Origin of the sequence: Pseudonocardia sp. DSM 110487, from assembly GCF_019468565.1 — a bacterium.
In the GTDB taxonomy this organism is placed as follows: domain Bacteria; phylum Actinomycetota; class Actinomycetes; order Mycobacteriales; family Pseudonocardiaceae; genus Pseudonocardia.
In genome coordinates this window covers 8,535,304-8,548,305 of sequence record NZ_CP080521.1, presented here as the reverse complement: position 1 = coordinate 8,548,305, position 13,002 = coordinate 8,535,304, and the positions used below count along the sequence as shown (strand labels likewise).

The window sequence follows — 13,002 nt, the reverse complement described above, 5'->3', positions numbered from 1 at the left end:
GGACGTGTGATCGCGAGTTTCGGGTGTTCAGCCCGTTGGGTCCTCGTAGTAGTCGGCGGTGCGCAGTGCGGCGTCGGGGCCGAACGTGAGCAGCCACGTGCTGCCCTTCTTGGCCCGGACGTCGTCCGGGTCCACCCCGGGCAGGCCTGCGCCCGCGGCGAGGGTTCCGACGATGCGGGGGATCACCCCGCCCTGGCTGCACGCGACCGTGACGCCGGGGACAGCGGCCAGCGTGCGGATGCGAGCGAGGCCGGCCGCAGGGTCCTCCATGTAGCCGCTCTCGCCGAGCAGGGGCTCGTCGGTGATCGGCAGAGCCAGCCGGTCGGCGAGCGGGACGACCGTGTCGCGGCAGCGCACCGGCGGCGCGGTGATCACGCGGTCGGGGCCGAACAACCCGAGCAGCCGGTCGAGCTGCCAGGCCTGCTCATGGCCGGACCCGGAGAGCGGGCGCAGCGCGTCGTCGCCATCCCACTGGTTGCGGCTGCCTGCCTTGCCGTGCCGGACCAGGGCGATCACCGAGATCGGCGGGCCGACGTGAGCGAAGCGGTGCAGGATGTCGAGGTCGTGCGGGTAGGACAGCAGCTCAGCCGCCGATGCGGGGTCCAGCCAGCGCAGCTCGTCGGTCTCTGATCCGGGCGTGAACTCGCCGCCCATCGCCTCAGCGGCCCAGTAGCGCACCAGCTTGCGGCCCTCGGCCACGGCGTAGCGGACGTCGCCGAGCAGCGGGCCGAGGCGCGATGTCTGGCCGGTCTCCTCCTCGATCTCGCGGACGGCGGCGAAGGGCATCGTCTCGCCCGAGTCGAGCTTGCCCTTGGGGAACGACCAGTCGTCGTACTTCGGCCGGTGCACGAGCGCGAACTCGATGCCGTGCGTGCCGGGGCGCCACAGCACCGCACCCGCCGCCAGTACATCCGCCGCGGTGGGCTCCATCACCCGCGGCGCGGTCACTCCGCCTCCGCCGAGACGGAGGCGTGGCGGAGCATCATCTCGGCCTGGTGGTCGCGCACGTGTGAGACGCCCTCCTCAGGGGGAGGCGACGGCTCCCACGGGCCGTCGGCGTGCAGCGTCCAGCAGCGGGTGGCCGGGTCGAGGCAGGAGTCGAACATCTCGCCGAGCTTCGTGGCCAGGCGCGGGTCGGACACCCGCAGCAGCACCTCGACGCGCCGGTCGAGGTTGCGGTGCATCATGTCGGCGCTGCCGATCCAGTACTCGTCGGCGGCGACGAAGTGGAAGACGCGGGAGTGCTCGAGGAAGCGGCCGAGGATCGAGCGCACCCGGATGTTCTCCGAGAGGCCCTTCCTGCCGGGCCGTAGCGCGCAGATGCCGCGGACCACGATGTCGACCGGCACCCCGGCCTGCGACGCCCGGTACAGCGCGTCGATCACCTGCTCGTCGACCAGCGAGTTGACCTTGATGCGGATGCCGGCCTCGCGGCCGTCGCGCTTGGCCTCGATCTCGTCCTCGATGCGCCGCACGATGCCGCGCCGCACGCCGTAGGGCGCCACCATCAGGCTGCGGTAGGAGGTCTGGCGGGAGTAGCCGGTGAGCGAGTTGAACAGGTCGGTGAGGTCGGCGCCGATCGTCGGGTCGGCGGTGAGCACGCCGATGTCCTCGTAGAGCCGGGCGGTCTTCGGGTTGTAGTTGCCGGTGCCGACGTGGCAGTAACGGCGGATGGTGGAGCCCTCCTGGCGCACCACGAGCGAGGTCTTGCAGTGGGTCTTGAGCCCGACCAGCCCGTAGACGACGTGCACGCCCGCCTTCTCCAGCTCACGGGCCCAGCGGATGTTGGCCTGCTCGTCGAACCTCGCCTTGATCTCCACGAGCGCGACGACCTGCTTGTTGGCCGCGGCCGCGTCGATGAGGGCGTCGACGATGGGCGAGTCGCCGGACGTGCGGTAGAGCGTCTGCTTGATGGCGAGGACGTTCGGGTCGGACGCGGCCTGCTCGATGAACCGCTGCACGCTCGTGGAGAACGAGTCGTACGGGTGGTGCACGAGCACGTCGCCCTCCCGGAGGGTGGCGAAAACGCTGCGCGGGGTCTCCCGGTCGGCGAACGCGGGGTGCGTCGCGGGGACGAACGGGTCGTCCTTCAGGTCCGGTCGGTCGACCCCGTGCACGGCCCACAGCGCGGTGAGGTCGAGCAGGCCGGGCACCGTGACCACGTCGTGCGGATCGACGTCGAGCTCGCGCAGGAGCAGCTCCAGCACGTGGTCGCTCATCGTGTCGGTGACCTCGAGCCGCACCGGCGGGCCGAACCGGCGGCGGGCCAGCTCGCGCTCGAGCGACTGGAGGAGGTCCTCGTCGCGGTCCTCCTCCACCTCGAGGTCGGCGTTGCGGGTGACCCGGAACGCGTGCACCTCGGCCACCTCCACCCCGGTGAACAGCTCCCCGAGGTGGGCGGAGATGAGGTCCTCGATCGGCAGGAACGTGATCGTGTCGTCCTCGGTGTCGACGCGCACGAGCCGAGGCACGTTGTTCGGCACCTTGACGCGCGCGAACCGCTCGGTGCGGCCGTCCGGATCGCGGACGGTGACGGCGAGGTTCAGCGAGAGCCCCGAGATGTACGGGAAGGGGTGGGCCGGGTCGACCGCCAGGGGCGTCAGCACCGGGAACACCTGGGCGGAGAAGTACGCCGAGAGGCGCGCGTGCTGCTCGTCGGACAGGTCCGTCCAGCGCAGGATGTGGATCCCCTGCGCCTCCAGCTCGGGCCGGACGTGGTCGAGGAACAGACGCGCGTGCGCCTCCTGGATCGCCTGCGTGCGGGTCGAGATCCGGGCCAGCTGCTCGCGCGGGGAGAGACCGTCGGCGCTGCGGACGGCGAGCCCCGTCTCGTCGCGGCGCTTGAGGCCGGCGACGCGGACCATGTAGAACTCGTCGAGGTTCGACGCGAAGATCGCCAGGAACTTGGCGCGTTCCAGCAGGGGCTGGCTCGGGTCCTCGGCGAGGGCCAGCACCCTCGCGTTGAAGTCGAGCCAGGACAGCTCGCGGTTGAAGTAGCGGTCGTCGGGCAGTTCCGAGACGGGTGCGCGCGTGCGGGCAGGTGGGCTCACCGGCACCGCGGCGGCCGACGGCGAGTTCGCCGTGCGGGCGCCGGTGGCCGGCGCCGCCGGGCCGGGCTGGTCGCGCGTGGCCGTGGTGGCCGCCACCCCGTTCGTGCTCGTACTGCCCGCCGGGCTGACCCGCCGCGTCGACGGCCGGGGGGCGCTACGGCCTGTGCGGGTCCGCCGGGCGCTCACCTCACCCGATCCGTTCGCCTGCGTCCTGCGAGTGTCGTCAGCCACGCCGCGATTGTTCCTCACGGCAGCCGTGATGTGTTCGTGACGGTGACCGACATCGGAGTGAACGGTCGGTTGCGTACCGCGATCCGTCTGACGAAAGGGACTTTCGTCCGCTTTCAGCAGCCGGGGATCAGGGCGAGCGCACAGCTCGTGTGCTCGCCGACTCCCAGCGCGGCGGCTTCACGCAGGTCGGCTGCGGTGTCGACGTCGCGGCGCAGGCCCGGCCACGATCCGGCGATGCGGAGGGCGCCGGATCGCTCGTGGGCGCCTGCGGAGCCCACACCGAACCTCGGGTCGAGGGCGGTGCCGGGAGCGGCGAGCAGGAACGTGGTGCCGGTGCCATCGGCGTCGGCAACGAAAGCGCGCCGCGCACCGGCCGCGAACAGCGCCAGCGCTGCGCCGACCGCCTCGTCGAGCTCGTCGGGGCGCAGGGCGGGGAGGTCGGCCTGCAGCGCGCCGACGGCCGCTGCGGGGTCCTGCTCGCGCAGCAGGGCGGCGCCGCGCTCGTACGCAGGGTTGAGGCCGGGCACCGGACCGTCCGGTGCCACGTCGATGCCGAACACGCCCAGTTCGGCCGCCACGACCGGGTCCGAGCTGACCACCAGCAGCCGCCGGACGGCCGGAGCGGCGCGCACCGCGTCGATCGTGTCGCGCAGGAGCGCCATCGCCAGCCGGGCGTGGGCGCGCGGCTCGCCGATGCCGCCGTCGGCGGCACCGCGCAGCCGGGACTTCGCCTTGGCGAGGGGCTTGACGGGGACGACCAGGTCCACGGTCGAGGTCACCCCTCCATCGTGCCTGACCCGGTGGTGGACCTTGGGGGCCGCGCCAGGAACACTCTGGGCGTGGTCAGTCGAGAGAAGGGCGGGTTCTGGATCGCGTTCTGCGCGGTCTTCTTCTACCCGATCAGCTGGCTGGTGGCCCGCTCCCGGTTCGAGGGCAAGGAGCACATCCCCCCGACCGGCGGCGCGCTGATGGTTGCGAACCACGTCTCCCACCTCGACCCGGTCTTCAGCGGGCTCGTGGTGCACAAGGCCCGCCGGGTGCCGCGGTTCCTCGCCAAGCACAGCCTGTGGCGCGCGCCGGTGCTCGGCTGGGCGCTCGCCGGAAGCGGCCAGATCCCGGTCTACCGGGAGACGGCCGACGCGCAGCAGAGCCTGCGCGACGGTACGAGCGCGCTGCGTCAGGGCAGGGTCGTGGTGATCTATCCCGAGGGCACGATCACCCGCGATCCCGACGGCTGGCCGATGCAGTCGCGCACCGGAGTCGCCCGGCTGGCGCTGTCGGCCGATGTGCCGGTGGTGCCCTTCGTCCACTGGGGCACCCGCGAGGTGCTGGACGGCTACAACAAGAAGTTCCGGCCGCTGCCGCGGAAGCCGATCATCGTGCGCTGCGGGGAGCCCATCGACCTCTCCGCCTACCGCGACCGCCCGGTCGACGCCGTGCTCCTGCGTGAGGTCACCGACCTGATCATGACGAGGGTGCGCGACGTCCTCGCCGAGGTGCGCGGCGAGCCCGCCCCCGACGAGTTCTACCGGAGGACGGCCTCGTGACGGCTCCGGTGCGGCGCGTCGCTGTGCTCGGTGCCGGCTCGTGGGGCACGACGTTCGCCAAGGTGATGGCCGACGCGGGGCGCGAGGTGCGGCTGTGGGCGCGCCGCCCCGAGGTGGCCGCCGCCGTCAACGAGCGTCATGCCAACCCCGACTACCTGCCGGGGATCGCCCTCCCGTCCTTGCTGACCGCAACCTCCGACCCCGCCGAGGCGCTGAACGGGGCCGACACGGTGGTGCTCGCGGTGCCGTCCCAGACGCTGCGAGCCAACCTCGCGGGCTGGCGCGACCTGCTGCCGGCCGGATGCACGCTGGTGAGCCTGGCGAAGGGCGTCGAGCTGGGCACGCTGCTGCGGATGAGCGAGGTGATCCGTGAGGTCGCCGACGTGCCGGCGGAGCAGGTGGCGGTGGTGTCCGGGCCGAACCTCGCGAGGGAGATCGCCGCGGAGGAGCCGACCGCCACCGTGATCGCATGCGCCGACCACGACCGCGCGGTCGCGCTCCAGCAGGCCTGCACCACCGGCTACTTCCGCGCCTACACCAACACGGACGTGATCGGCTGCGAGCTGGGTGGCGCCGGCAAGAACGTCATCGCGCTGGCGTGCGGCATCGCTGCCGGGATGGGGTTCGGCGACAACACGAGGGCATCGCTGATCACCCGCGGGCTGGCCGAGACCGCGCGGCTGGGCACCGCGCTCGGCGCCGACCCGCTGACGTTCGCAGGCCTCGCCGGGCTCGGCGACCTCGTGGCCACCTGCTCCTCCCCGCTGTCGCGCAACCGGACCTTCGGCGAGCACCTCGGCCGCGGCGAGTCCCTCGCCCAGGCGGAGGCGGCCAACCACGGGCAGGTCGCGGAGGGCGTGAAGAGCTGCAAGTCGATCTGCGCACTGGGCGAGCGCCTTGGTGTGGAGCTCCCGATCGCCGACGCGGTGCGGAGGGTATGCCACGAGGGCCTCTCGGCGGCGGAGATGGGCAAGGAGCTGATCAGCCGGGCCCCGCGCCCGGAGTAACGCACTTCACACATCGATTGCGGGCTTCACACAAGGCCCGCCATGTGTGAAGGGGACACGGGGTGTGTGAAGTCGGTTGTCGACGGGCGGGACGTAGGGTGCCGGCGTGATCGGGGACGGCACGCGGTGCGTGCACGGGGGGCACGAGGTCGGTCGGCCGGGGACGCCGATGCACCCGGGGCCCGTGCTCTCCTCGACCTTCGAGCTCGGCCTCCCGTCCGATCCGACGCCTGCCGACTTCTACGGGCGGCCCGGCAACCCCACGTGGCGCGCGCTCGAGGCCGCCATCGGTGAGCTCGACGGCGGCGAGTGCGTGGTCTTCGCCTCCGGGATGGCCGCCATCGCGGCCGTGCTGCGGCTCGCGGGCCGCGACGGTGCGCTCGTGCTGCCGTCCGACGGCTACTACCTCGCCCGCTCCCTCGCGCACGGGGAGCTGGCGCCGCTGGGCGTCGAGGTCCGCGAGACGCCGACCGCCGCGCCGCTCCCGCCGCTCGACGGGGTGGCGCTCGTGCTGCTCGAGACCCCGTCGAACCCCGGGCTCGACGTCGCCGACATCGCAGCGGCCGCGGCGACCGCCCACGCGGCGGGCGCCCTGCTCGCCGTCGACAACACGACGGCGACGCCGCTCGGGCAGCGGCCGCTGGAGCTCGGGGCCGACCTGGTGATCGCCTCCGACACGAAGGCGCTCGCCGGGCACGGCGACGTCGTGCTCGGCCACGTCAGCGCGCGGGATCCCGAGCTGGTCGCGCGCCTGCGCGAGGCGCGCTCGCGCGGCGGAGCGGTGCCAGGGCCGATGGAGACATGGCTCGCCCACCGCGGTCTCGCCACCCTCGACCTGCGGCTCGAGCGGCAGGCGCGCAACGCCGCCGCGCTCGTCCCCGTGCTGCGTGGGCACCCCGCCGTCACCGACGTGCGGTGGCCGGGCGACCCCGCCGATCCCGCCCACGTGGTCGCGGCGCGGCAGATGCGGCGGTGGAACGGCGTGTTGCGGTTCACACTCGCCTCCGAGGAGGCCGTCGGGGAGTTCCTCGCAGCCTCGCGGCTGATCGGCTCGGCCACCAGCTTCGGCGGCCCGCGCAGCACCGTCGACCGCCGGCAGCGGTGGGGCGACGACGTGGCGGCAGGCCTGCTGCGCTTCTCCGCAGGCTGCGAGGACGAATCGGATCTGGTCTCCGATGTACGCGCGGCGCTGGACGCGATCACCCGCTGACCGAGCGGCCCCCGCCGCCGACCGCGCGGTCGGCGAGTTGGTCCTCTATCACACGTGCGTAAGCCGCTCCGCTGTGGTCTTATCTGCGGCAGGGAGGTGGTCGCGTGAAGCATCGACAACCGGACCCCATCGGTGCCGACCCCGATCCAGGGGAGGCGCCGGGGATCGCGCGGCACCCGAGCGCGATCCCGACGGGGTCCCGGGTCCTGCTTCTCAACGCCACTTTCGAGCCGCTCGCCGTCGTCACGGCGAAGCGCGCCATCGTTCTGATGCTCACCGGTAAGGCCGAATGCGTCGAGGAAACCCTCGGCGGCGTCGCCTTCCACTCCGAGAGTCTCACCATCCCCGCGCCGTCGGTGATGCGCCTGTCCCGCTACGTCCGCGTGCCCTACCGGCACGCCGTGCCCATGACCCGCGCAGGCGTCCTCCGGCGCGACGGGCGGCGCTGCGCCTACTGCGGCAAGCGGGCCGACACGATCGACCACGTCGTCCCGCGCAGCAGGGGCGGCGCCCACACCTGGGACAACTGCGTCGCGGCCTGCCGCACCTGCAACTCGAAGAAGGCCGACCGGCTGATCGAGGAGCTCGGGTGGACGCTCGCCGTCCCCCCGCGGGCCCCCGACCGCGCGGCAGGCGGGATCCTGGTGCTGGCGGTCGAGCCGCTGCCGTCATGGGAGCCGTGGCTGGGAGAGCGCGCCGCCTGACCCTCGACCACCGTGGGGGTCAATCGCGGGTGCGGCCGGGCGGGCGCCCGCGGTCGGGGCGGCCGCGGCGATGCGGGCTCGTGCGGCTCCACCGGCGCGGCGGGCCGCCTGCGCGGTCGTGGCCGTCGACAGGGGTGCCTGCCACCAGCGCAGGGGTGAGGATCCGCATCGCGTCCGTGACCGGGCCGACGGTGACGGAGCCGACAAGGCTCGGGGCCGCGGCGTCCTGGCGGTCGTCCGTGCGCGCGACGTCGCCGGCAGGGGCCGGGGCCGGCGCAACCGCGGGCGTGCGAAGGCCGCGCAGGACGGCGACGAAGAAGGCGACCGCGGCGACGAGCAGCATCGCGACGGCGGTGAGCTCGAGGGCGGCGTCGACGGCACCGGGGTCGGACCCCGGCGGCTGGCCCGCGATGATCCGCACGGCGTGGGCGGCCGACAGGGTGGCGAAGGCGATCCCGGTGCGGCGGACCAGCGCCCGCCCGGACCGGGTGCCCGCCCCCAGCGCGATGATCCCGGCGGCACCGGCACCGGACCACGCGACGACGTCGAGCGTGGCCACCAGCCAGCCCGGCGGCATCCGCCCCGGCAGCACGACGGCGACGGCGGCGACGACCGCGACGATCGCGACCGTGAGCCCGCCGACGGCGCAGGCCGCCAGCCGCCCGGCCCGTCCCGTGACGGGCCCGCGGACGGCCAGCACGAGCAGCCCGAGCGCGCCGAGCATGGCGACGGAACCGGCGAGCACCCAGATGTTCATGGGGTCCTCCAGGCCGGCCGCCCGCACGAGCAGCGCAACGGCCGCGTACAGGGCGACGGCGCCCGCGATCCGCCCGGTGCGGGCGCTGCCGGTGAGCCCGGCCACCGCGGCGAGCAGGATGGCTGCGGCGAGCGCGGCCGCGAGCGCAAGCACCCCGACGGCCTCGTGAGCAACGGCGTGTCTGCCGTGGATCAGGACACCGAGCAGCACGGCGCCCGTGAACAGGGTGGCGAGCACGAGCAGGTCGATGGTGAGCGCGCGGCTGATCGGGATCAGGCCGCGGTGCCCGAGTGTGATGCTGCGCAAGGTGGTGACCCCTCGACGTCAGGGGCGGCCGAGATCGGACCGGCCGGGTGCTGGGGAGCTCCATTCGGCATGTCGAGTGGTCGGCGGGTCCCGTTACTGCACCCGGCCCGCGAGCGACGCGCTCACGCCTCCGCGAGCGTCCGGATCCACGCGACCGTGGCCGCCAGCCCGGTGCGCAGCGGGGTCGGTGCGGCCAGCCCGAGGCCGGCCCGCGCCCGGCGCACGTCGAGGCAGCTGCGCTGCACCTCACCCGGCCTGAGCGGGACGAATTCCGGCGCCGCCGCGACCGGATCGGCGCCGAGCAGCTCGGTGAGGGTCGCCAGGAGCTCGAGGACGCTGACCTCGGTTCCGGAACCGACGTTGTACACGTCATGGGCGAGGGATCCCGCGACAGCGGCGGCCACGTTGGCCCTCGCCACGTCGTCGACGAGCACGAAGTCGCGGGTCTGGCGGCCGTCCCCGAACACGGTCGGCCGTCCCCCTGCGAGGAGCGTGTCGATGAAGATCGCGATGACGCCCGCGTCGCCGCGCGGGTCCTGCCGCGGCCCGTAGACGTTGCCGTACCGGAGCGTGACGACGTCCGGGCCGGCGGTGCGGCGGAACCAGCTCGCGTACTCCTCGGAGGTGCGCTTGCTCAAGCCGTACGCCGACAACGGCCGCGGCGGCACCGTTTCGGGAGTCGGAATGACGTCGGTCTCGCCGTAGATCGCGCCGCCGGTCGATGTGTTCACGACGCGGCGCGCTCCTGCTCGGTGTGCCGCCTGGAACGTCGTGATCGAACCCACGACGTTGGTATGGGCGTCCAGGGCCGGCCGTTCCATCGACAATCGCACGTCGATCTGCGCGGCGAGGTGGAACACGACCTCCGGGCGGAACGCGATGAACTCGCGCTCGAGTGATTCGCCGTCCCGGACGTCGAGCTCGACGAGCTCCGCCCCTGCCGCGAGCGCGCCGCCGAGGTTCGCCAGTGAGCCCCTGCTGAGGTCGTCGACCACGAGCACGTCGCAGCCCTTGGCAACGAGATGATCGACGACCGTCGACCCGATGAAGCCGGCTCCGCCGGTCACGGCGGCGCGGCGGAAACCGATGTCGCTCGTCATGCGCATCCTTCGACTCGAACTCGCGGGGACCGTGAGCGCTCGGATGCGGGCGCCGCACCGTTACCCGCCGAGCCGGGCCCGAGTTCGCGGACATCGCCAATCTTGGCGATGTCCGGTATGGGCGCCTGTGGCGTACTTGTGCGGTGGCAGTTCCAGGTCCGGCGGACGGTGGGTCGCAGATCCGGGTACTGGACTGAATTGTTGTGCGAGAAGGGCCGGACCGTGCGAATCTGCCAGCTCTCCCACGTCGAGACCGCGTTCAACTTCGTCTCCCCGCTGTTCACCGCGCTGGCCGCGGACGGACACGAGGTCGTCGCCGCGTGCAATCTCGACCACGACGGAGCGGTACTGCGCCGCTACCTCGGCGAGGGCGTGGAATTCCACCGGATCAAGGTCAGCCGGAAGATCACGGCGCAGGCCTTCACCAGCGAGATCGCCGACCTCGCGCGTTACCTGGCCCGGGAGCGGTTCGACGTGTTGCACCTGCACGGCCCGCTCGCCGCCCTGCAAGGGCGGCTCGCCGCGCGGCTCGCCGGTGTCCCGGTCGTCATCAGCCACGCGCACGGCTTCTACTTCCACGAGCGGATGAGCCCGCTCACCCGGACGGCACACGTCAGCCTCGAGCGGTTCTTCGGCCGGCACCTCACCGACTACATCGTCACCGTCAACGAGGAGGACCTGCGGTTCGCGCGGAACCGCGGCTTCACCGTCGACCCGTCGCACGTCATCGGCACACCGGGGGTCGGGATCGACACGCGGCGGTTCCGGCCGCTCGGTGCCGACGCAGGCCGCGCCGTACGCAGGGAGCTGGGTGTTCCCGACGACGAACTCGTCGTGACCTTCGTCGGGCGGCTCGTCGCCGAGAAGGGCCTCCTCGAGCTGGCTGCCGCGTTCTCCGGACTGCTGGCCGACCGGCCCGCATGGCTCTGGCTGGCGGGCGGCCTCTCACCGACGGAGCGCGACCAGGCCGCGCTCCACCGGTTGGAGGAGATCCAGTCCGAGCACCCGGAGGCCGCACGCCGCACCCTCCGCCTCGGTCAGCGGAACGACATTCCCGAGGTGCTCGCGGCCACCGACGTCTTCGTGCTGCCCTCGCACCGGGAGGGAATGCCCGTCTCGCTGATGGAGGCGATGGCATGCGAGGTCCCGGCCGTCACGACCGACATCCGCGGATGCCGGGAGGCCGTCGCGTACGGGGAGGCCGGTGTGCTGGTGCCGGCCGGCGAGTCGGAGGCGCTCACCGAGGCGCTGCGCAAGGTCGCTGCCGACCCGGACGAGCGCAGGCGCCTCGGCGAAGCCGGACGCGCGGCTGTGGAGGAGCGGTACGCGGTCGAGCACGCGATCGCGCCCCTGCTCGCCCTGTACCGGCGCATTCACGCCGATGCGAGCGGCGTCCGGCCAACGGGGCGCGCGCGGTTGTTCCGGGCCGCGCGGCGTCTGGTGCCCCTTGCGGTGCGCTCGAAGCTGGCGGCGCCCGCGCCGTGGCGCATCGCGGTGCAGCACGTCGCGCATCCGCTCGACCACGAGGCCGGCCGAACCGATCTGGTGTTCTCGGACGCGGCGATGGGCGAGCTCGGCCTGCAGATGGTGGCCGACCCGTTCGCGGTGCACCGGGACGACCGGTGGCACCTGTTCTTCGAACAGGTGGCGGCGGGGGCGAGGCGCGGTGAGATCGCGCTCGCCACGAGCACGGACCTGCGGTCATGGATCTATCACGGTCCGGTTCTCGCGGAGCCGTTCCACCTGTCGTACCCGCACGTGATCGAGTCGGGCGACGAGACGTTCATGATTCCGGAGTCTGCCGAGTCGGGTCAGATCAGGCTCTACCGCGCCGCGCGGTTCCCGGACCGCTGGGAACTGTGCGCGATTCTCGCCGAGGGGCTGCCGTACAAGGACAGCAGCCTGTTCGAGCGCGCCGGACGCTGGTATCTGCTGACCGAGACCAGCCGCCAGCACACGTACGACGAGTTGCGACTCTTCAGCAGTGCCGACATCCGTGGACCGTGGCGCGAGCATCCCGCCAGCCCGCTGGTCACGCGGAACTCGGATTCGGCCCGCTGCGGCGGCCGGATCGTCGACGTCGACGGCCGGCCGCTGCGATTCTCGCAACGCTGCTCGCGACACTACGGGGAGAGCGTTCTCGGACACGCCATCGACCTGATCTCGGCGACGGAATATCGCGAGTCGACGCTGCCGGAGGAGATTCTGCGCCCTCGGCCGGGCGCGTGGAATGCGAAGTCGGTGCACCACCTCGACGCCCACCGCGTCGCGGACGGCTGGGTCCGGTTCGTCGACGGCCACCGTTGATCCGGCGGCTTTCCCCTTCAGCTGGTGAAGGTCGCGTCGTAGACGTCGGAGGCGTACATCCCCGCACCGGTGTCGACGTAGTCGCCTCCGAAGAGCTCGATGGTCCCGCTGACCGATCGGCCCTTCACCTCGATCGTGAGGGTGCCCTGGAGGACCTGCCTCGGAACGCCGATCGGTGAACCGGAGACGACGAAATTGTTCAGTTCGACGGTCTGCGCTGCCTGCGGGTCGATCGTCGCCGTGTGGCCGTTCGGGGTTGTCGTCACCGTCGCCGCGGCGCGCTTGGCCTGCCAGTTCTCCGGGGCGACGAAGCCGTCGTCGCGCAGGAGGTAGGTGTTCGACACGACGTGCAGGGTGCCCGCGGTGAGGTCGGAGAACGAACCGGATGCCATTCCGACCGAGAAACCGGTGCCGGACGGGTCGGGCTCGATGATCAGCGTGCCGAGGCGGCGGAACTGATCAACCGGCTCCCATGCACGGGTCGTGGGGTTCAAGCGGGCGGCCTGGCCGGTGATCATAATCTTGAATTCGGATCTTCCCGCGGTGCTTGTCGGGTCCGCTACCTGGCGGACCGGACCGGGTGTCTCGACGGTGCTGCAGCCGGTGGTAACGATAAGCAGAGCGGCGACGAGCGACAGGACGACGGCACGCGACATTACGGCTCCCAGGGCAGGTCTCTCGTTGATATCTCTCGGTGACGATCGCTCCAACGTTTCGCTTCTGATTCGGCGAGCGTCGGCGGCATCCACGCGCCCTGATCCGTCGGGGCCGTGATGGCGTCGG

The 13,002-nt window shown here is 72.5% G+C and carries 12 protein-coding genes; 6 read left to right on the top strand and 6 right to left on the bottom strand.

Annotated features, from left to right (window positions below):
• Positions 1–27 precede the first annotated feature (27 nt).
• Both K1T35_RS39945 and K1T35_RS39940 read right to left on the bottom strand, forming a co-directional pair.
• Positions 28–948, bottom strand: coding sequence for an NUDIX hydrolase (locus tag K1T35_RS39945; RefSeq protein ID WP_255621233.1), 921 nt, complete (start codon positions 946–948; stop codon positions 28–30).
• On the bottom strand, positions 945–3,056 hold the full coding sequence (locus tag K1T35_RS39940) for an RNA degradosome polyphosphate kinase (protein WP_370645536.1): 2,112 nt from the start codon (positions 3,054–3,056) through the stop codon (positions 945–947). Before K1T35_RS39940 ends, K1T35_RS39945 begins: the two co-directional genes overlap by 4 nt.
• Here K1T35_RS39940 and K1T35_RS49490 point away from each other — a divergent pair.
• Positions 3,031–3,321 (top strand): hypothetical protein, encoded by a 291-nt coding sequence (locus tag K1T35_RS49490; protein ID WP_255621231.1) that lies wholly within the window; start codon positions 3,031–3,033, stop codon positions 3,319–3,321. The two genes, K1T35_RS39940 and K1T35_RS49490, sit on opposite strands and share 26 nt — an antisense overlap.
• A 73-nt stretch (positions 3,322–3,394) precedes the next feature.
• Here K1T35_RS49490 and cofC read toward each other — a convergent pair whose 3' ends face one another.
• A complete protein-coding gene (gene cofC, locus K1T35_RS39935) occupies positions 3,395–4,060 on the bottom strand; it encodes a 2-phospho-L-lactate guanylyltransferase (protein WP_220256877.1) in 666 nt (221 codons plus the stop codon).
• A 60-nt stretch (positions 4,061–4,120) separates the two neighbouring features.
• Between cofC and K1T35_RS39930 the strand changes: the two genes are divergently transcribed.
• The 4 genes from K1T35_RS39930 (at position 4,121) to K1T35_RS39915 (ending at position 7,749) form a co-directional block, all read left to right on the top strand.
• The gene (locus tag K1T35_RS39930; protein ID WP_220256876.1) at positions 4,121–4,828 is read left to right on the top strand and encodes a 1-acyl-sn-glycerol-3-phosphate acyltransferase; all 708 of its coding nucleotides are present in this window, start codon (positions 4,121–4,123) and stop codon (positions 4,826–4,828) included.
• Positions 4,825–5,835 carry an NAD(P)H-dependent glycerol-3-phosphate dehydrogenase gene (locus K1T35_RS39925; RefSeq protein WP_255621230.1) on the top strand — a complete coding sequence of 337 codons (1,011 nt, stop codon included), beginning with the start codon at positions 4,825–4,827 and terminating at the stop codon, positions 5,833–5,835. Before K1T35_RS39930 ends, K1T35_RS39925 begins: the two co-directional genes overlap by 4 nt.
• 106 nt (positions 5,836–5,941) lie before the next feature.
• Positions 5,942–7,045, top strand: coding sequence for a cystathionine gamma-lyase (locus K1T35_RS39920; RefSeq protein WP_220256875.1), 1,104 nt, complete (start codon positions 5,942–5,944; stop codon positions 7,043–7,045).
• Positions 7,046–7,149: 104 nt separating this feature from the next.
• Complete coding sequence (locus K1T35_RS39915) at positions 7,150–7,749, top strand: HNH endonuclease (RefSeq protein ID WP_220256874.1); 600 nt, start codon at positions 7,150–7,152, stop codon at positions 7,747–7,749.
• 19 nt (positions 7,750–7,768) lie between these two features.
• On the opposite strand, the gene K1T35_RS39910 is transcribed toward K1T35_RS39915, so the two are convergent.
• Both K1T35_RS39910 and K1T35_RS39905 read right to left on the bottom strand, forming a co-directional pair.
• Positions 7,769–8,812 carry a hypothetical protein gene (locus K1T35_RS39910; RefSeq protein WP_220256873.1) on the bottom strand — a complete coding sequence of 348 codons (1,044 nt, stop codon included), beginning with the start codon at positions 8,810–8,812 and terminating at the stop codon, positions 7,769–7,771.
• Positions 8,813–8,934: 122 nt separating this feature from the next.
• On the bottom strand, positions 8,935–9,912 hold the full coding sequence (locus tag K1T35_RS39905; RefSeq protein ID WP_220256872.1) for an NAD-dependent epimerase/dehydratase family protein: 978 nt from the start codon (positions 9,910–9,912) through the stop codon (positions 8,935–8,937).
• Positions 9,913–10,134: 222 nt separating this feature from the next.
• Here K1T35_RS39905 and K1T35_RS39900 point away from each other — a divergent pair, with 222 nt between their 5' ends.
• Positions 10,135–12,219, top strand: coding sequence for a glycosyltransferase (locus K1T35_RS39900; protein WP_220256871.1), 2,085 nt, complete (start codon positions 10,135–10,137; stop codon positions 12,217–12,219).
• A 17-nt stretch (positions 12,220–12,236) separates the two neighbouring features.
• On the opposite strand, the gene K1T35_RS39895 is transcribed toward K1T35_RS39900, so the two are convergent.
• On the bottom strand, positions 12,237–12,968 hold the full coding sequence (locus K1T35_RS39895) for a hypothetical protein (protein ID WP_220256870.1): 732 nt from the start codon (positions 12,966–12,968) through the stop codon (positions 12,237–12,239).
• Positions 12,969–13,002: the final 34 nt, after the last annotated feature.